Source organism: Cryobacterium sinapicolor (genome assembly GCF_004403465.1).
GTDB classification, from domain to species: Bacteria; Actinomycetota; Actinomycetes; order Actinomycetales; family Microbacteriaceae; genus Cryobacterium; species Cryobacterium sinapicolor.
Window position 1 is genome coordinate 134569 of sequence record NZ_SOGQ01000013.1, and the last position, 18145, is coordinate 152713.

14 protein-coding genes are annotated in these 18145 nt (G+C 67.9%); 7 read left to right on the plus strand and 7 right to left on the minus strand.

The annotated features are described in order from the left end of the window. Positions 1 to 22: 22 nt before the first annotated feature. Complete coding sequence (locus E3T28_RS02785; protein ID WP_134427730.1) at positions 23 to 523, plus strand: DUF6328 family protein; 501 nt, start codon at positions 23 to 25, stop codon at positions 521 to 523. A gap of 27 nt (positions 524 to 550) precedes the next feature. On the opposite strand, the gene E3T28_RS02790 is transcribed toward E3T28_RS02785, so the two are convergent. Both E3T28_RS02790 and E3T28_RS02795 read right to left on the minus strand, forming a co-directional pair. Further along, on the minus strand, positions 551 to 1204 hold the full coding sequence (locus E3T28_RS02790; protein WP_134427732.1) for a thermonuclease family protein: 654 nt from the start codon (positions 1202 to 1204) through the stop codon (positions 551 to 553). A gap of 108 nt (positions 1205 to 1312) precedes the next feature. Next, positions 1313 to 2263: a DarT ssDNA thymidine ADP-ribosyltransferase family protein gene (locus tag E3T28_RS02795; protein ID WP_166786903.1), complete on the minus strand. Its 951-nt coding sequence runs from the start codon at positions 2261 to 2263 to the stop codon at positions 1313 to 1315. Between the two features lie 179 nt (positions 2264 to 2442). Here E3T28_RS02795 and E3T28_RS02800 point away from each other — a divergent pair, with 179 nt between their 5' ends. Further along, positions 2443 to 4725 carry an FdhF/YdeP family oxidoreductase gene (locus E3T28_RS02800; protein ID WP_134427736.1) on the plus strand — a complete coding sequence of 761 codons (2283 nt, stop codon included), beginning with the start codon at positions 2443 to 2445 and terminating at the stop codon, positions 4723 to 4725. A gap of 198 nt (positions 4726 to 4923) precedes the next feature. Here E3T28_RS02800 and fmdA read toward each other — a convergent pair whose 3' ends face one another. Genes fmdA through E3T28_RS02820 form a run of 3 tightly spaced genes read right to left on the minus strand, consistent with a single transcriptional unit; the run spans position 4924 to position 7196 of the window. Beyond that, on the minus strand, positions 4924 to 6180 hold the full coding sequence (gene fmdA, locus E3T28_RS02810) for a formamidase (protein WP_134427738.1): 1257 nt from the start codon (positions 6178 to 6180) through the stop codon (positions 4924 to 4926). Between the two features lie 35 nt (positions 6181 to 6215). Continuing rightward, positions 6216 to 6506: an FmdB family zinc ribbon protein gene (locus tag E3T28_RS02815; RefSeq protein WP_134427740.1), complete on the minus strand. Its 291-nt coding sequence runs from the start codon at positions 6504 to 6506 to the stop codon at positions 6216 to 6218. Positions 6507 to 6524: 18 nt separating this feature from the next. Beyond that, complete coding sequence (locus E3T28_RS02820) at positions 6525 to 7196, minus strand: AmiS/UreI family transporter (RefSeq protein ID WP_134427742.1); 672 nt, start codon at positions 7194 to 7196, stop codon at positions 6525 to 6527. Between the two features lie 925 nt (positions 7197 to 8121). Here E3T28_RS02820 and E3T28_RS02825 point away from each other — a divergent pair. Together E3T28_RS02825 and E3T28_RS02830 are read left to right on the plus strand one after the other, a co-directional pair. Further along, positions 8122 to 9216, plus strand: coding sequence for an S-(hydroxymethyl)mycothiol dehydrogenase (locus tag E3T28_RS02825; protein WP_134427744.1), 1095 nt, complete (start codon positions 8122 to 8124; stop codon positions 9214 to 9216). Next, positions 9216 to 9845: an MBL fold metallo-hydrolase gene (locus tag E3T28_RS02830; protein ID WP_134427746.1), complete on the plus strand. Its 630-nt coding sequence runs from the start codon at positions 9216 to 9218 to the stop codon at positions 9843 to 9845. The genes E3T28_RS02825 and E3T28_RS02830 overlap by 1 nt, the downstream gene beginning before the upstream one ends. Positions 9846 to 10134: 289 nt before the next feature. Here the strand turns inward: E3T28_RS02830 and E3T28_RS02835 are convergent, their stop codons facing one another. Further along, positions 10135 to 14934 carry an NAD-glutamate dehydrogenase gene (locus E3T28_RS02835; RefSeq protein ID WP_134427748.1) on the minus strand — a complete coding sequence of 1600 codons (4800 nt, stop codon included), beginning with the start codon at positions 14932 to 14934 and terminating at the stop codon, positions 10135 to 10137. Between the two features lie 243 nt (positions 14935 to 15177). Between E3T28_RS02835 and E3T28_RS02840 the strand changes: the two genes are divergently transcribed. Together E3T28_RS02840 and E3T28_RS02845 are read left to right on the plus strand one after the other, a co-directional pair. After that, positions 15178 to 16155, plus strand: a complete 978-nt coding sequence (locus E3T28_RS02840) for an NAD(P)H-quinone oxidoreductase (protein ID WP_134427750.1) — start codon at positions 15178 to 15180, stop codon at positions 16153 to 16155. 151 nt (positions 16156 to 16306) lie between these two features. Next, a complete protein-coding gene (locus E3T28_RS02845; RefSeq protein ID WP_134427752.1) occupies positions 16307 to 16507 on the plus strand; it encodes a hypothetical protein in 201 nt (66 codons plus the stop codon). A 169-nt stretch (positions 16508 to 16676) separates the two neighbouring features. Here E3T28_RS02845 and E3T28_RS02850 read toward each other — a convergent pair whose 3' ends face one another. Further along, the gene (locus E3T28_RS02850) at positions 16677 to 17423 is read right to left on the minus strand and encodes an endonuclease/exonuclease/phosphatase family protein (protein ID WP_134427754.1); all 747 of its coding nucleotides are present in this window, start codon (positions 17421 to 17423) and stop codon (positions 16677 to 16679) included. A 119-nt stretch (positions 17424 to 17542) separates the two neighbouring features. On the opposite strand from E3T28_RS02850, the gene E3T28_RS02855 reads away from it, so the two are divergent. After that, a complete protein-coding gene (locus tag E3T28_RS02855; RefSeq protein WP_420898254.1) occupies positions 17543 to 18109 on the plus strand; it encodes an MOSC domain-containing protein in 567 nt (188 codons plus the stop codon). Positions 18110 to 18145 lie beyond the last annotated feature (36 nt).

Here is an 18145-nt window from a genome sequence, read left to right on the forward strand (position 1 = left end):
AAAGCGGATTAGCATCGGGGGCATGAGCGTTCAAGGACCGCCGGATCCCGCTGCCGAGGACCCGGCATCCGCTCTCCGCCGCGACGAAACGGACCTTCAACGCCTGGACCGAAACTGGCTGTCACTGTTGCAGGAGCTCAGGGTCACCCAGACGGGAACCCAGATCGTCGGTGGCTTCCTGCTCGCCCTCGCCTTCCAGCCGCGGTTCACCGAACTCGACTCGTACCAACTCGGCGCGTATTTGATCCTCGTCGCGACGGCCGCCACCACCACCGTGCTGGCGCTCGGGCCGGTCAGCCTGCACCGGGTGCTCTTCGGGAAGCACGCGATGAAGCAGATCGTGCGGGTCGCCGACGTACTGGTGCGGGCCACACTGGTCGGCGTCGCGGTGATCCTCGCCGGCACCACGCTGCTGGTCTTCGATGTGGTTCTGAGCCGAACCGCCGGTCAGGTGGCCGGAGCCTCGGTGCTGCTGGTCATCGTGGCGGTCTGGCTGATCCTGCCGCGCGCGGCGAGGCGCTGACACCGGTGGTGCGACGGCGCCGCTGTGTCAGCAGGCTCCCCATTGGCCCGCGCCTGCACTCGTCGCGGCGTCCTCGGCAGCGCGCAGCAGCGGGTAGTGGGCGTCGTTCGGCGCGATCATGAGCGACTCGGCGGCACCGCCGGCGACGAGCTCGTAGTTGACGAATCGCCCGTCCTCGGTCCAGAGGTAGAACAGGCTGCGGCCGTACTGGTCGGTCGGGTCCTGATCGGCGGTGACCCAGGTCAGGCTGCCCTCCGGCAGCAGGGCCCGCAACTGCTCCGTGGCCTGGTCGCCGAAGCATTCTGCACGGTCCCCGACCTCGGGGGTATCGATTCCGAGGAGCCGCACCTTGACGTCGTCCGTGGTCGCCACCAGCGCGTTCGGCTGGTCCGTGCGTAAGAAGAGCGTGTCGCCGTCGTGCACATAGTCCACGGTCATCGAGACGGCTCCACTCGGCGGCGCCGGGATCTCACCGACCGCTGTCTCGAGGGCGTTGCCCGCAGCATCCGCCACCGGGTCGGCGCTCTCACTGGAGCTCGAGCCGGAGCTCTCACTCAAGGAACTCAACATGCTCTCGAACGCGGTCGCCATAAATCCGGTCTGCTGATCCCACGTGAAACCGACCGCGCCGAGCACGAGAACACCGACCAGCATGCCGGAACGGCCCCCTTGTCTACCCATTCCCCGAGACTAGGGCAAAGCCCGGGAGTTTAGCGCCGACCACCACAGCGCACGGTGGAGCTCTGGGCCGGTCCGCCGTTGAACCCGCCCAGCACCCCGTCTGACGGGCTACAGCGCAGCTGTGTCCTCCACCGCGTGGAACCACGGCGGGTACACGACGACCTTGGGCTTGTGCGCCCCGGTGGCGAGGATGGCCCGCACGGCGTCGCGCACCTTGTCGTTGGCGACGCCCACGAGCGTGACCAGCTCGAACGGGAACTGCTCGGTGACGAGCAGTTCCGCCTCGCGGATCTTCTGTGATTCCACGTCGGCCCGCAGCGAGCGCAGCATGCGATCGGCGGTCTCGGGGGCGGCGCCGAACCGGGTCAGGGCCCCGGCGGCATCCCCGTTGGTCACCGCGACGGCTGCCGCGGCGTTGTCGTCGGCGCCGGTCCGGGCATCGTGGAGTTTCTTGACCGTGCTGACCAGAAAGACGAAGTCGTACGTTTCGGAGCTGTGCGCCTCCGGCGACAGGCGCGGGTCGTTGGATGCGGTGAGGAGGCTGTCCCACAGGCGCGCATTGGGCGACAGAAAGAACGGCACATAGCTGGCGACGCTGGCGCTGTCGTCTCCGGCGACGAGCGCGGCACGCCGGGCGGCGCGCTGGGGTGCCGACGACAGGTCGACGATCGGGCGTGCGATCCAGGCGTCACTCGCGTCGGCGAGCAGGCGCCCGCTGTTCAGGATGCCGGCCAGGTTGCGGATGTGCGTGACGTGGTAGATCCGCTGCTCACCGACGTTGTCGTGGGCGGTTCTGGTGCTCCTGACAGGCTTCACGGTGCCGGTGGCCTTGGCCTCGGTGATCGGCTTCGCGGTGGCGGTCCTCGCTCCCAGGGTGGGGTTAGGCCCGCCCAGGGTCACCGTGAGCGGTGACGGCGAGCTCCGCAGTGACGGTGCGCGGCCTGCGGACTTGCTCCGGCTACCGCGGGTGGCCACTCCGGGCGCGATGTCGGGAGCGGCCTTCGGGAAGCAGCTGGCGCACAGGCCGCCCTCGAGTCCATGGATACATTCGTCGCTCAAGCTAGAAAAACCTCTCGTGTGCGTGGCCCCCACACTCTTCAAGTCCGATGCTCGAAGACCACATATCAACGGTACGGTCATTTCTGACCTCGTGGTGACCGTTGGCGGGATTCGTTGAGAGCATTTCGCCCGGTTCCGCATGCCTTGCCGTGGCCGAAAAAGAATGCTACTACCGACGTATGAGTAGCGTTGACGATATCAACGAGGACAAGATCGAGGTCGGCAAGCCCCGGGAGTGGGCGGCGGGGGTGCCCGGCGTCACCCATGCGATGGGGCCGGCCTTCAGGCAGATGGGCGTGCCTCGCAGCCTGAAGGCCCTGACCGCGATGAACCAGCGGGACGGCTTCGACTGCATGAGCTGCGCCTGGCCCGATCCCGAGCATCGCAAGACGTTCGAGTTCTGCGAGAACGGCGCCAAGGCGGTGACCTGGGAGGCAACCCCGATCACGGTTCCCACCGAGTTCTGGGCCGAGAACCCGATCAGCGAGCTGCTCACGAAGTCGGAGTACTGGCTCGGTATGCGGGGCCGGCTGGTGCAACCGGTGCACAAGCCGGCCGGGTCCGAGCACTACCGGCCGATCACCTGGGAGGACGCGTTCGCACTCATCGGCGACACCCTGCGCGGACTGGACTCGCCCGACGAGGCGGCGTTCTACACGAGCGGCCGCACCTCCAACGAGGCGGCCTTTCTCTACCAGCTGTTTGTGCGCGCCTTCGGCACCAACAATCTGCCGGACTGTTCGAACATGTGCCACGAGTCGACCAGCCATGCGATGGCGGAGACCGTCGGGATCGGCAAGAGCACCATCACCTACGCCGATTTCGCCCTCGCGGATCTGATCATCATCATGGGGCAGAACCCGGGCAGTAACCATCCGCGGATGCTCACGGCCCTGGAGGAGGCGAAGGATGCCGGTGCCGCCATCGTCGCCGTCAACCCGCTCCCGGAGGCCGGGCTGATGCGCTACAAGAACCCGCAGCGGGTGCGGGGCGTCGTCGGGGCCGGCACCGTGATCGCCGACCAGTACCTGCAGATCCGGCTCGGCGGCGACATGGCGCTGATGCAGGCCCTCTCCCGGCGGGTTCTCGACGCCGAGGCCGCCCGGCCCGGAACCGTGCTCGACCATGAGTTCCTGACGGAGAACTGTGTCGGGCTCGAGGAGCTGCGCGCCCACCTCGCCCGGCTTGACGACGACGCCGTCCTGGCCGCCACTGGGCTGCGCGCGGCCGAGATCGACGAACTGGCCGCCCGTTACCTGCGCGCGGAGAAAGTCATCATCACCTGGGCGATGGGCATCACCCAGCACAAAAAGGCCGTGCCGACCATCCGGGAAATCATCAATCTGCTCCTACTGCGGGGCAACATCGGCAAGCCCGGCGCGGGCGCGTGCCCGATCCGCGGGCACAGCAATGTGCAGGGTGACCGCACCATGGGCATCTGGGAGAAGATGCCACCGGCATTCCTGGACGCCCTGGAACGGGAATTCGGTTTCGACCCGCCCCGCGAGCAGGGCCTGGACAGCGTGGGCTCCATCCGCGCGATGCGCGACGGCCGGGTCAAGGTCTGGATCGCCCTGGGCGGCAACCTGGTCGGCGCGATCTCCGACACCGCCGTCGCCGAGGCCGCGATCCAGAAAACGTCGCTGAGCGTGCAGATCTCCACCAAGCTGAACCGGTCCCACGCGGTGGTCGGTGAGCAGGCGCTCATCCTGCCTACCCTGGGCCGCACCGAGATCGACCTGCAGGCCACCGGCCCTCAATTCGTGTCGGTCGAAGACACCGTCTCCGCGGTGCACTCCTCCACCGGGCGGCTCAAGCCGGTGTCGGATCAGCTGCTCTCCGAAGTCGCCATCGTGTCGCGTCTTGCCCGGGCCACCCTCGAACGCACCACTTCGATCGACTGGGCCGGTTTCGAGAACGGCTACGACAGCATCCGTGACCACATCGCGCACGTGATTCCGGGCTTCGCAGACTTCAACCAGCGGATCCGCCAGCAGGAGGGCTTCTACCTCCCCCATGCGCCGCGCGACCTGCGCACCTTCCCGACCCCCAGCGGCAAGGCCCGGCTGACGGTCAACGATCTGGAGCCCCTCGAACGCCCGCCGGGGCGTCTGCTCCTGCAGACCCTGCGCTCGCACGACCAGTTCAACACCACGATCTACAGTCCCCACGACCGCTACCGGGGTATCAAGAACGGCCGCCAGGTCATCTTCGTCAACCCGGAGGATCTCGCGGAGTTGGGCCTGATCAGCGGCATGCTCGTCGATGTGCACAGCGAGTTCAGCGACGGCGTCGACCGCGTCCTGCGGCGGTTCCGGCTCGTCGCCTACCCGAGCGCCCGCGGCTGCGCCGCCGCCTATTTCCCCGAGGCCAACGTGCTGGTGCCCCTGGATTCCGTGGCGGAGGACAGCAACACGCCCGTCTCGAAGTCGGTGCTGGTGCGGCTGGAGCCGTCGCGCTGAGCACGCCACCGCCGGCTGGAACACGCCGTGCTGGAACACGCCGTGCCGGAACACCCGGTGCCGGAACACGCCGTGCCGGAACACCCGGTGCCGGAACACGCCGTGCCGGAACACGCCGTGCCGGAACACGGACAGGGCACCCGATCCGCTGGACCGGGCGCCCTGTGCTGTGGGTGGTGCAGTGTGGCTAGCTCACCCTCACTTGTTATTCGACTTCGGTGCGCCGATGCCCGGGTCGATCTGGTGCGGCCCGGCGGCGGAGGGGCGAACGTCGAAATCGAAGATCGCCGTGGGGATGTAGACGGTGGAGCAGGAGTTCGGAATGTCCACCACCCCCGACAGCCGGCCCTCGATCGGTGCGGCGCCGAGGATGATGTAGGCCTGCTCCGGGCTGTAACCGAACTTCACCAGGTAGTCGATCGCGTGCAGGCAGGCCCGCTGGTAGGACAGGTGCGAATCCAGGTAGCGCTGCTCCCCGTCCAGGGTCACCGAGGTGCCCGAGAACGCCAGCCACTCGCTGTACCGCGGGTCCACGTTGCCGGGCATGAAGATCGCGTTCTCGCTCACGCCGTAGGTGTCCATCCCGCCCTTGATCAGATCCACCCGCAGGTCGATGAACCCGCCCATCTCGATGGCGCCGCAGAAGGTGATCTCGCCGTCGCCCTGGGAGAAGTGCAGGTCGCCGAGGGACAGGTTGGCTCCGTCGACGAACACCGGGTAGAAGATGCGGGTGCCCTTGGACATGTTCTTGATGTCCTGATTGCCGCCGTTCTCGCGGGGCGGTGCGGTGCGGGCTGCTTCGCCGGCCACCCGGTCGAACTCGGAGGCGGCGAGGCTGCCGAGCACCGCGAACTGGGGCTCGGGCGGCAGCGCCAGGGGCGGAACCCGGTCGGGGTTCGTCTTGATCAGGTCACCCTCACGCTTGTTCCATTTCGCGAGCAGTTCGGCCGACGGCGCGGTGCCCATCAGACCCGGGTGGATCAGGCCGGTGAAGGAGACGCCGGGTACGTGGCGGGAGGTCGCAGTCTGGCCGGTGAAGTCCCAGATGGCCTTGTAGGCATCCGGAAACTGGTCGACCAGGAAGCCGCCGCCGTTGTTCTTGGCGAAGATGCCGGTGTAGCCCCAGCCCTGCCCCGCAAGCGGTCCGGAATCCTCCTGCGGGATCGGGCCGACATCGAGGATGTCGACGATGAGCAGGTCACCCGGCTGGGCACCCGTGACGGCGAAGGGCCCGCTGAGCTTGTGTACCGTCATCAGTGGGGCGTTCAGGATGTCGTCGGCCGAGTCGTCATTGACGATCGCACCATCGAACCACTCCCGGCAGTCCACCCGGAACGATTCGCCCGGCTTGACCGTGGCCACCGGTGGAATCTCGGGGTGCCAGCGGTTGTGGCCGACGAGCTCCTGGTCCTCGAACTTCTTGCTGGAATCGAGGGGGAATATTTTCTTGGGCATGTCGTCTCCTGTACCTGGTCGAGCCGGACCGATTGCTAGGGCCGCGGCAGTTTCTGATGGAGCGGGTTGGACGTGTAGCGCTGGGTTTTGCCCGTGCGCACCCCGGGCTTCGTCGAATCGACGACGGTCGGCTCATGCGCACTGCGAGTGGCCGCGTCGATCAGCTGGAACGCCGACGAGCCCGTTCGGGAGATATTCGGGGCGGTGATGCGCCGCCGGGCGTCACCCTGGCAGGTCGGGCAGGCCGTGACAACCGGGGCCGTGCCCATCGGAAGGATCAGCTCGAAGTCCGGGCAGCCCGCGCAGCGGAACTCGTAGATGGGCATGGAGTCTGCGTTCCCTTCTCAGGCGGGCCTGGTCGACGTCGCGGGTGCGGTCGACGCCGCGGGTGCGATCGACGCCGCGGGTGCGGTCGAGGTCTTCGGGGGGTCGGCGCCGTGCCCGAGCACCCATGCCACCCCCAGGGACAGCGCGGCGGCGAGCGCCACGATCAGCGCGTAGCCGGTGGTGGTCTCGTATTCGCCCAGCAGCAGCAGGAACGCGGGGATCGTTCCGGTCATGTGGCTGATGAAGATGGTGAACCAGCCGGTCGTGCGGGTCAGGGATTCCTTGCCGAGGCCCAGCACGAGGAAGAAGAGGAACCACAGCACCGCCCAGATGAGCCAGATGACACCGAAGACGGGGTCGTCCACCAGGGTGAACTGAAGAATGCCGATGACCGTGGCACAGAAGACCACGAACAGCGAGAACCAGCCGAGGCCCTCCCCGCTGATGCCCGTGAACTGCAGAATCGCCACATAGAGGTAGGTGAAGCCGAACAGGTAGAGGCCCGCCGCCCCGAAGATGGTGGCCTGGTCACCGTCGGCCCCCAGGATGATCAGCGTCGGGAAGATGACCTGCATCCCGCCGACGAAGAAGTTGAGGATTCCGGCCGACTTGCCCGGAATCGCCCCCACCAGCATCAGGCCGTTGATGAAGAGAACGGCCCCCACGTACAGCAAACCCACTGCGCCCATCAGAAAACTCCCAGTTCAGGAGCAGCCGCAACAGATTGCACAACCACTCAGTTGGCGGAGAACGCGCTCGAACACCGGCCACGGTAGACCCGGCCTCCGGGGGTGTCAACGGAGGCGGACGCATCCGTTGCCGACGCCCAACAGTTCGAACTCCGATATGCCAATATTCCTAGACATCTGGCCGGAGTCTGCCTACAATTGAGGCTGCGAATGCCCTTCTCTGGGCTGGGGAACTCGTCTTCAGAATCGACATGAAGCTCCGAATGAACGACGACAGTCTTCTTCCGACACCCACCTGCGCTACCTGCTACGACTCGATGGCACCGGTCGGCGGCGGCTGGTGGTGCGATCGCTGCGAGGAATTCGCGTAACCGATCGCGTTTCTCCGCGCCTGCTCCCAGCGGGCGCAGGCCGACCCTGGCCGGTGGGCACGGCTCCCCCGGCCCGAACGAATTCGACGGAGATTTTGGTCCCTGAGGACTGTTTCTGGCCGTAACCGGCCATCTCAGGCAAAATCTCCGTCGAATTGGTTCGAGCGGCCGGACCGGGACGGGAGACGGCGGGACGACGGCGGGAGAGGGCGGGAGAGGGCGGGAGAGACGGCGGGAGAAGGCCGGACAGACGGCGGGAGACGGCGGGACAGACGGCGGGAGACGGCGGGACAGACGGCGGGAGACGGCGGGACAGACGGCGGGACGACGGCGGGAGAGGGCGGGACGACGGCGGGAGAGGGCGGGAGAGGGCGGGACAGACGGCGGGACGACGGCGGGAGAAGGCCGGACAGACTGCGGGAGAAGGCCGGACAGACTGCGGGAGAGGGCCGGACAGACTGCGGGACAGGGGCCGGGGCAGCAGGGGCAGGGAGGTTGGGTACTGTGGATGGGTTCCACCAGCGCCTGACCGGGCATCAACCCAGAGGAGTCCCATGTCGATCACCGTTCAAGGCGTCATCGCTCGATCGAAGGGCGTACCGGTGGAGCTCGTCGACATCGTCATCCCCGATCCGCTTCCCGGCGAGGTCATCGTCGACATCGAGACCTGCGGCGTCTGCCACACCGACGTGCACTACCGCGAGGGCGGCATCAACGACGAATTCCCGTTCCTACTCGGCCACGAGGCGGCGGGCCGGGTCAGCGTCATCGGCGCGGGCGTCACCCACGTCGCCGTCGGCGACTTCGTCGTTCTGAACTGGCGCGCCGTCTGCGGCGACTGCCGCGCCTGCACGCGTGCCGAGCCCTGGTACTGCTTCAACACCTTCAACGCCACCCAGAAGATGGCCCTCACCGACGGAACCGAGCTCAGCCCGGCCCTCGGCATCGGCGCCTTCGCCGAGAAGACCCTCGTGCACGAGAAGCAGTGCACCAGGGTCGACCCGGCCGCCGACCCCGCGGTCGTCGGACTGCTCGGCTGCGGCATCATGGCCGGCATCGGGGCCGCCATGAACACGGGCAACGTCACCCGCGGCGACTCGGTCGCCGTGATCGGATGCGGCGGCGTGGGCAACGCGGCGATCGTCGGGGCCCGGCTCGCCGGGGCATCCGTCGTCATCGCAATCGACCGCGACGAGAAGAAGCTCGCAACCGCAGAGACGCTCGGCGCCACGCACACGATCGACTCGGCCGGCCTCGACGAGGACGGCGTGGTCGCGGCCGTGCAGGCGCTGACCGGTGGCTTCGGTGCGGATGTCGTGATTGACGCCGTCGGGCGTCCCGAGACTTGGCGACAGGCCTTCTACGCCCGCGACCTGGCCGGCACCGTCGTGCTGGTGGGCGTGCCGACCCCCGAGATGATGCTGGAGATCCCGCTGCTCGACGTCTTCGGCCGGGGCGGCTCGCTGAAGTCGTCCTGGTACGGCGACTGCCTGCCGGAGCGCGACTTCCCGATGCTGACCGACCTCTACCTGCAGGGCCGCCTGCCGTTGGACGAGTTCGTCAGCGAACGCATCGGCATCGGCCACATCGAGGAGGCCTTTGCGAAGATGGCCCGCGGCGACGTGCTGCGCTCCGTGGTCGTGCTCTGATGACGGCGCGGATCGAACATCTCGTCACCTCGGGCAGCTTCAGCCTCGACGGCGGCACCTGGGACGTGGACAACAACGTCTGGATCGTCGGTGACGACGACGAGTGCGTCGTGATCGACGCCGCCCACAATGTCGGCGCCATCCTCGCGGCGGTCGGCGACCGCAAGCTGGTGGGCATCCTCTGCACGCACGCTCACGACGACCACATCGGCGCCGTCGCCGGCGTGCAGGCCGCGCACACCGCGCCGACCTACCTGCACCCGGACGACATGATGCTGTGGGACCGTGTCTACCCGGATGCCCCACCGAGCCGTCCGCTCGAAAACGGCCAGCACATCCACGTGGCCGGCATCGATCTCGAGGTTCTGCACACCCCGGGGCACTCCCCCGGCGCCGTCTGCTTCCATGCACCCGCGCTCGGCACCGTCTTCAGCGGCGACACCCTGTTCCACGGCGGCCCCGGCGCGACCGGCCGGTCGTTCAGCGACTTCCCGACGATCCTCGCGTCGATCAAGGGCAAACTCCTGATGCTCCCGGCGAGCACCGTAGTGCTCACCGGCCACGGCGAGTCGACGACGATCGGCGCCGAGGCCGGGCACCTGGACGAGTGGATCGCCCGCGGCCACTAGGACGTGACCCCGGACGGCCTCCCGGGACATCCGTCGGGCGTCGCCACTTCGGTCAGAACCGGCTGTTGGCAGGACGAATTGTGGCTAATTCAGGAGATCCCGGCGCACGGTCGGCATCGACCCCGTGATTCCGCGGCCGATGCCGGCCAACTCACATCAGGCCCGCCGTTCTCCTGAATTAGCCACACACTGCCAGCGCAGGAGAACCAGCGCAGGACAGCAGGGACAGGACAGTCAGGACAGGACAGCAGGGACAGGACAGCAGGGACGGATGCCCTGCCCCGGCAGGTCAGCGGCGCACGATCGAGCGCAGCAGCCGCACGACCACGGACAGGGACGCCATGTCGTCCTGACCGAGGGCGTTGACCTCCTCGAACACGCTGCGGGCGCGTCCCAGCTGTTCCGCGTTGAGGGCCTCCCAGGCACCGACGCGCTCGTCGGCGTTGCCGGCATCCGTCTCGTTCAGCACCGCCCGCGTCATGTCGGCGACGACCGCATAGAGGTCGTCGCGGAGGGCGGCCCGGGCCAGGGCCTGCCAGCGGTCCTTCCGCGGCAGCACCGTGATGCGCTCCAGCAGGTTGTCCACTTTGAACCGGTCGTAGACCGTGTAGTAGAGGCCGGCGACGTCGGTCAGCGGTTCGTCGACCTGGGCCGCGATCTGCGCCACGTCGAGCAGGGCGAAGGCCTCGAACAGTTCGGCCCACCGGCGGCCGAGGTTCTCCGGCACGCCCCACTTCCGGGCCGTCTCCAGCAGCGATAGCACACGCTTGAGGTCGCCGCCCTTGAGGTAGTCCTCCAGGTGGGCGCGCATCAGGTCCATCTGCGGCTTGTACTGGGCGACGACCTCGCCCACCGGGCGCGACGCTCCCTGGTTGACCTGCCAGCGCACCGACCGGTCGAGCAGCCGACGGATGTCCAGGTGGATCGCCGTCCAGTGCTCGGTCGGGAACGACGACGGCAGGGCGTTGACCTCGGCGACGAGCACATCGATCTCGAAGATCTCGCGCAGGGCCACGAAGGCCTTGGCGACCGTGGCCTGGTTCGCCGAGGTCTCCTCCATCGCCCGGAACGCGAAGGTCACCCCGCCGAGGTTGATCATGTCGTTCGCGACGACGGTGGCGATGATCTCGCGGCGCAGCGGATGCGTGTCGAGCTCGGCGTCGAAGCGCTCGGACAGCTGCACCGGGAAGTACCGGCGCAGGGTTCGGCCGAACCAGGGGTCGTCGGGCAGGTCGCTGTCCCGCAGAGTGGTCGCCAGTTCGATCTTGGCGTAGGCGGCCAGCACCGACAGCTCGGGCGAGGTCAACCCCTGGCCCGTCTCGAGCCGTTCCCGCAGCGTCGCCGTGGTGGGCAGCGCCTCCAGCTCGCGCTTGAGGTCGCCCGAGGCCTCCTGCCAGTCCATCAGCCGCTCGTAGCTGGGGCTCCAGGTGGTCACCTTCGCCCGGTCGTTCAGCAGCAGGATGTTCTGGTCGACGTTGTCTTCCAGCACCAGCCGCGCCACCTCGTCGGACATGGAGGCGAGGAACTCCGACCGCTCCGATTCGGCCAGCTTGCCGGCGGACACCATTCGGTCGACGAAGATCTTGATGTTGACCTCGTGGTCGGAGCAGTCCACCCCGGCGGAGTTGTCGATCGCGTCGGTGTTCAGGATCACGCCAGTGAGGGCCGCCTCGATGCGCCCGAGCTGGGTCATCCCGAGGTTGCCGCCCTCGCCGACGACCTTGACGCGCAGATCCCTGCCGTCCACCCGGATGGCGTCGTTCGCCTTGTCGCCGACCTGCGCGGCCGTCTCGGTGCTCGCCTTCACATAGGTGCCGATGCCGCCGTTGTAGAGCAGGTCGGCCGGGGCGGTCAGGATGGCGCGGAGCAGTTCCGGCGGGCTCAGCCGCACGGTGCCCTCCGGCAGCCCGAGCGCGACGCGCACCTCGGCGGAGATCGGCACGACCTTCGCCTGGCGCGGGAAGACTCCACCGCCGGTGCTGATCAGGCCGGTGTCGTAGTCCGCCCACGACGACCGCGGCAGGGCGAAGAGGCGCGCTCGCTCCTGGAAGGAGCGGGCGGCATCCGGATTCGGGTCCAAAAAGATGTGCCGGTGGTCGAAGGCCGCCAGCAGACGGATGTGCTCGGACAGCAGCATGCCGTTGCCGAAGACGTCGCCGGACATGTCGCCCACACCGACGACCGTGAAGTCCTCGGACTGCGTGTCGACGCCCAGTTCGCTGAAGTGGCGCTTGACCGACTCCCACGCGCCACGGGCGGTGATGCCCATGGCCTTGTGGTCGTAGCCGATCGAGCCGCCGGAGGCGAACGCGTCGCCCATCCAGAACCCGTACTCGGCGGCGAGCCCGTTGGCGATGTCGGAGAAGGTGGCCGTGCCCTTGTCGGCGGCGACGACGAGGTAGGAGTCGTCGTCGTCGTGCCGCACCACGCGGAGGGGCGGCACGAGCTGCTCTCCCTCCGCCGTGGTCACCAGGTTGTCGGTGAGGTCGAGCAGCCCCCGGATGAAGGTCTTGTAGCTTGCGATGCCCTCGCTCATCCACGCCGCGCGGTCCAGCGCCGGGTCGGGCAGCTGCTTGGCGAAGAACCCGCCCTTGGCGCCGGTCGGCACGATCACCGCGTTCTTGACCGTCTGCGCCTTCACCAGGCCGAGCACCTCCGTGCGGAAGTCCTCCCGCCGGTCCGACCAGCGCAGTCCACCGCGGGCCACCTTGCCGAAGCGGAGGTGCACGCCCTCCACCTGCGGGGAGTACACCCAGATCTCGTACTTCGGCCGCGGGAACGGCAGCAGTTCGATCGAGGTCGGGTCGAGCTTGATGCTCAGGTAGGGCTTGCCCTGGAAGAAGTTCGTGCGCAGCGACGACTCGATCAGGTTGATCAGGGTGCGCAGCACCCGGTCGGCGTCGAGCGTGGTGACCTGTTCCATGGCGGCCGTGAGCTCCTCCTTGACCTGCAGGGTGCGACGGATGCGCTCCGGCTCGGCCTGGTCCGGATCGAACCGGGCCTCGAAGAGCGCCACCAGCCCTCGGGTGACGGCCGGATTGGCCAGCAGGGTGTCGGCGATGAAGCCGTAGGAGTTGGTGTTTCCGGCCTGGCGCAGGTACTTGGCGTAGCTGCGCAGGATGACGACCCGGTGCCAGGGCATGCCCTCCCGCAGCACGAGGCGGTCGAGGCCGTCCGACTCGATGGCCCCGCTGACGGCGGCGCCGAAGGAGTCGGCCAGGAGCGCACCGGTGCTGACCGGGTCCACGCCTTCGGGGTAGTTCAGGCCGAGGTCGTAGAGGTAGAAGGCGCGGCCGTCGGCGGTCTCGATTTCGAAGGGCACCTCGTCGAGCACCTCGATGCCGAGGTTCTGCAGGTACGGCAGGATCTGGCTGAGGCTCTTGGGCTCCGTCATGTAGAGCTTGACCCGGGCATCCTCTTCCGCGAGCTCCCCGGCGCCGGCCGGGAGGTAGACGTAGAGGCCGGGGATGGCCGTGCCCGAGCCGGAGCGGGCGGCCGCCGCGGCGGCGTCGGCCGACGCCTCGAACCGGCCGATGTCCTGCAGGGCGTCTTCGATCTCGTAGTCGACCCGGTAGCTGGCGGGGAACGCCTCGGCCCACAGGTCGGACAGGCGCTCGGCCTCCTCCAGCGGGCGGCTCTCCCGCAGCTGCTCGCTGAGGCCCTCGGACCAGGAGCGCACCGCCATCACCAAGCGGCGTTCCAGTGCGGTGGCGTCGACGGAGACGGCCGGGGCATCCTTCTGCAGACGGATGCGGAAGAACAGCCGGGCGAGGGCGGATTCCGTCATGCGGGCTTCGAAGTCGACGGACTCCGCGTTGAAGGTGACCCGCAGCTCCTCCTCGATGCGCAGACGCACGGCGGTCGTGTAACGGTCACGAGGCAGGTAGACCATGGCGGTCATGAAGCGGCCGTAGACATCCGGTCGCAGGAAGAGCCGGGTGCGGCGCCGTTCCTGCAGGCGTTGGATGGCGAGCGCGGTGGTCAGCAGGGTGGGCACGTCGATCTGGAACAGCTCGTCGCGCGGGTAGGTCTCCATGATCCCCATCAGGTCCTTGCCGCTGTGCGATCCGGCCGGGAAACCGGCCTGGGTCATCACGGCGTCGACCTTGTCGCGCAGAATCGGAACGTCGCGCACGGAGCTGGTGTAGGCCGTGGCGGCGAACAGGCCGATGAATCGGCGCTCCCCGGTGACCTTGCCGTCGGCGTCGAAGCTCTTGATGCCGATGTAGTCGAAGTAGGCCGGACGGTGAACGCTGGACCGGGAATTCGCCTTGGTGATCACCAGGGCGGCGCGTTCGCGCGCCTTCTGGCGGCCGGCATCCGTGAGGTGCTGGATCTGGTGGCCGTCGATCTCGGAACGCAGCAGCCCCAGGCCGCTGCGTTCGCGGATGGCGAGCACGTCTTCACCGTCGACGGTCTCCAGGTTGTACTCGCGGTAGCCGAGGAAGGTGAAGTTGTCGCCGTCGAGCCAGCGCAGCAGCTCCTGCGCCTGCCGGATGTCCTCGATCCCCTCGGCGTGGGCCACCTCGCCGAGGGCGTCGGCGATCTCCTGGGCCTTGCGGGTCATCGCCGGCCAGTCTTCCACGGCGGCGCGCACATCACTGAGCACCGTGAGCAGGCCGTCGCGGATCCGGGCCTGGGCCTCGTCGGTGACGCGGTCGATCTCGATGGCGATCCAGGACTCCCGCTGGGAGGCGTCGTCCTTCGCGGCGGAGCCCGACACTCGGGCCGCGCTCAGGAGCTCGTGGGTGTCGCGGTTGCGAGCCACGACCAGCAGCGGGTGGACCACCAGTCGGATGGCGGCGTGCTGGCGCACAAGCTCGGCGGTGACCGAGTCCACCAGGAACGGCATGTCGTCCATGACGATGTAGACGACGCTGCCGTCGGACTCGTTCCGGATCTCGACCCGGGCGGTGCCTGGCATGCGGTCACGGGCGACCTGCCAGTGATGTACGGCGCGGGCACGGAGGAGATCGCCGTCGTAGTGCTGGCGGTCTTCGCCGGCGAGATGTTCGTAGTAGTCGAGGATGAAAGCGTCGAGCGTGCGATCGAGCGGGATTAGATTCGCACGGGTGGACTCAAACGTCATTGAGAAAAGCCTCCATCAGATAGCTGGTGCCCGCGTCGTTGCGGTCACCGTCGAGCCGTGGGGCACTCCGCCGCGAACGTGGAACCCCCCTCCCATCGTAGTTTTGTTCCGGTGATCCGCCACCCGCCCGGCGGCGGGTCCCGGAATCGGCGCGTGCGAGAGTCACCTTTCCGGTCGGCAGCGCCCGTTGCGCCGGTCACTCTCGACCGGAACAGGCACGGTCGGCGATCGTAGGATGGGCGGATGCGCGCAATCCTCGTGAACTCCCCCGGCGGCCCCGAAACGCTCAGCCTCACGACGGTGAGCGACCTGCCCGTGGGGCCCCGGGACATCCGGATTCGGGTGGCCGCCGCGGGCGTGAACCGGGCGGATGTCGCGCAGCGCCAGGGCAGCTACCCGTCGCCGGCCGGCGCACCCGAATGGCCCGGGCTCGAGGTCTCCGGCGTGGTGATCGAGATCGGTGCCGACGCCCGGCAGTTCCAGGTCGGCGACCGGGTGTGCGCCCTGCTCGCGGGCGGAGGCTATGCCACGGAGGCCGTGGTGCACGAGAATCTGGCGCTGCCGGTTCCGGGTTCCGTCGATCTCATCGAGGCGGCTGGGCTGCCCGAGGCCCTGGCCACGGTCTGGTCGAACGTGTTCCTGAGCGCGGGCCTGGCCGCCGGGGAGACGCTGCTCGTGCACGGCGGGGCCAGCGGTATCGGCACCACCGCCGTTCAGCTGGGCGTGCTGGCCGGCGCCCGGGTCGCCGTGACCGCCGGCTCCGCCGAAAAGCTCGAGGTGTGCCGCAGCCTGGGCGCGGAGATCCTGATCAACTACCGCCGGCAGGACTTTCCGGCGGAGATCCAGGCCGCCACCGAGGGGCACGGCGCCGATGTGATCCTCGACATCATCGGCGGCTCCTACGCGGCCCGCAATGTGGCGGCCCTCGCGGTAGACGGCCGCATCATGGTGATCGCCAACCAGAGCGGCGAAAACGCCGACTTCAATCCGTTCCACCTCATGCAGAAGCGCGGCCGGTATTGGGGCACCACCCTCCGCGCCCGCCCGTTCGAGCAGAAGGCCGCGATCATGCAGGCACTGCGAACGGATGTCTGGCCCTGGCTGGAATCCGGCCGCTTCCGCCCGGTGATCGACAGCACGTTCCCGTTCGAGGAGGCCGCGGCGTCCCATCGCCGGCTGGAGGCATCCGTTCACGTGGGCAAGATCCTGCTGGTGCCCTGAACCGTGGGAGTTGAGCCGGCCGGGTTTCGACAGGCTCAACCACCGGCAGGCTGAACCGACGCCGGGCACGGCGGGCACCCCACGCGCCCTGCTACCGTGAGTGCTCACGCCCTCACGGCTGTCGAATTCCCACCCGATTGGAACCACCCGGATGAAGAACTGGTCGTTCACCACCTGCGCCGTTGCCGGGTTCAGTTTCAGCGCCCTGGGTGTGGCCCTGATCATCCTCAACGCGGTGACGGCCAACGTGTTCCTGACCGCCCTGCTCTGGATGGCCGGCGTGGCTCTGCTGATCGGCGGATCCCTGTCGGTGCGCGCGCACCTGCTCTGGACCCGCGGCGACACTCAGTAGCACCGGAACCAATTCGACGGAGATTTTGGCTCACCGCCTTGTTTTCGAGCCTCAACACGCAGTTCTGAGCAAAATCTCCGTCGAATTCGTTCGGGACGAGTTGCCGCAGGGCCTCGGGCCCCCGCCCGGCATCGGCATCGGCCTCGGCCTCGGACCCGGCCTCACGCTCCTAGATCGCGAATTCGCCGCCCGGGGACCGTTCGGTTTCGGCGAGGCTGGCCGGGACACCCGTGGCGTTGACCGGCTCGTCGCTGTAGGTGGACGTGACCAGGATAGGCAGGTGGTCGGAGGTGCCGAGCGGCAGCGTCTCGACACTGTCGATGGTCAGTCCGATGGACGTGGCCAGGTCGAAGTGCCCACGGAAGAACTTGTAGCGCGTGTAGGTGCGGGTGTCGCTGAGGGTGAGGTCGTAGCCGGACTGGGTGATGTGGTCGCCGAGACGGCCCTTGAAAACCGGGTAGTTGTAGTCGCCCACCATCAGGGTCGGCAGGCCCGGTCCGAGCTGGTGCAGCTCTTCGTGCGCGGTGCGGATCTGGTTGCGTCGCAGGGAGTTCAGCGCGGTGAGCGGCGCGGCGTGGAACGACGCGACGACGAGTTCGCGGTGGGCGACGATGTCGGTGAGCCGGGTGCCGATCAGGCGCTCATGCGCGGGTGTCAGCACGCGGTCGTGCAGTGACTTCTTGAGAGCGAAGGTCTGGGTCTTCTCGTTGGTGAACCGGTCCTTGCGGTAGTAGATCGCCAGGCCGAGACGGTTGCGCACGGTGGAGTCGGCGAGGTGCATGCGACCGATCTCCTCGGGGAGCCCGAAGGTGTCGCACTCCTGCAGGCACAGCACATCCGGATCGTAGTTCTCGGACAGGGCGATGAGTTCTCCACTGGCACGATTCTTGCGGAGGTTATAGCTGATGACTTTCACGACTGACCTTTTTCGACTCGACTCGACTCGATGAACACCCACCCAGCCTACGTTTTCGACGAACAAAAGCTATATCGTCCGGGTGAATTCTCGGCGGCGCGCGTGCGAGAATTCAGGCCATGATGCATGATGCGCGAGCAACTGAGCCGGCCACGGTGGAGTCGGTCAGCCGGGACGACCGGCACGCGTTCAGCAAGCCGACGGTTCCGGAGATCCGGATGATCGCCGGCTTGGGGATCGAGGGCGACGCCCATGCCGGCGCCACGACCCAGCACCGCTACCTGGTGGTGAAGGATCCGACCCGGGCGAACCTCACCCAGGTTCACTTCATGGCCGCCGAACTCTTCGACGAGCTGCGCGAGGCCGGCTTCGAGGTCTCCCCCGGCGAGTTGGGTGAGAACATCACCACCCGCGGGCTGGACCTGTTCGGCCTTCCGCTGGGTGCCCGGCTGCGGCTCGGCCCCGATGCCGTCGTGGAGATCACCGGGATGCGCAACCCCTGCTCCCTGATCAACGGGTTTCAGAAAGGGCTGATGAAAACGCTGATCGACACGGATGATGCGGGTCAGGTGATCCGCAAGGCCGGGATCATGGGAATCGTCGTCACCGGGGGAACGGTCGCCCCCGGCGACCCGATTCGGGTGCAGCTGCCGGCCGGGGAGCAGTTGCCGCTCGGCGTGGTCTGACGCCTCCCGGACGGCGGTCGGTCACCCTGCTAGTCT

Bases quoted from the DNA above. Each gene is read 5' to 3' on its own strand.
- E3T28_RS02845 (WP_134427752.1), top strand. From the start codon at position 16,307: ATGAAGAACTGGTCGTTCACCACCTGCGCCGTTGCCGGGTTCAGTTTC.
- E3T28_RS02855 (WP_420898254.1), top strand. From the start codon at position 17,543: ATGATGCATGATGCGCGAGCAACTGAGCCGGCCACGGTGGAGTCGGTC.
- E3T28_RS02825 (WP_134427744.1), top strand. From the start codon at position 8,122: ATGTCGATCACCGTTCAAGGCGTCATCGCTCGATCGAAGGGCGTACCG.
- E3T28_RS02815 (WP_134427740.1), bottom strand. From the start codon at position 6,506: ATGCCCATCTACGAGTTCCGCTGCGCGGGCTGCCCGGACTTCGAGCTG.
- E3T28_RS02835 (WP_134427748.1), bottom strand. From the start codon at position 14,934: ATGACGTTTGAGTCCACCCGTGCGAATCTAATCCCGCTCGATCGCACG.
- fmdA (WP_134427738.1), bottom strand. From the start codon at position 6,180: ATGCCCAAGAAAATATTCCCCCTCGATTCCAGCAAGAAGTTCGAGGAC.
- E3T28_RS02830 (WP_134427746.1), top strand. From the start codon at position 9,216: ATGACGGCGCGGATCGAACATCTCGTCACCTCGGGCAGCTTCAGCCTC.
- E3T28_RS02820 (WP_134427742.1), bottom strand. From the start codon at position 7,196: ATGGGCGCAGTGGGTTTGCTGTACGTGGGGGCCGTTCTCTTCATCAAC.
- E3T28_RS02790 (WP_134427732.1), bottom strand. From the start codon at position 1,204: ATGGGTAGACAAGGGGGCCGTTCCGGCATGCTGGTCGGTGTTCTCGTG.
- E3T28_RS02840 (WP_134427750.1), top strand. From the start codon at position 15,178: ATGCGCGCAATCCTCGTGAACTCCCCCGGCGGCCCCGAAACGCTCAGC.
- E3T28_RS02785 (WP_134427730.1), top strand. From the start codon at position 23: ATGAGCGTTCAAGGACCGCCGGATCCCGCTGCCGAGGACCCGGCATCC.
- E3T28_RS02800 (WP_134427736.1), top strand. From the start codon at position 2,443: ATGAGTAGCGTTGACGATATCAACGAGGACAAGATCGAGGTCGGCAAG.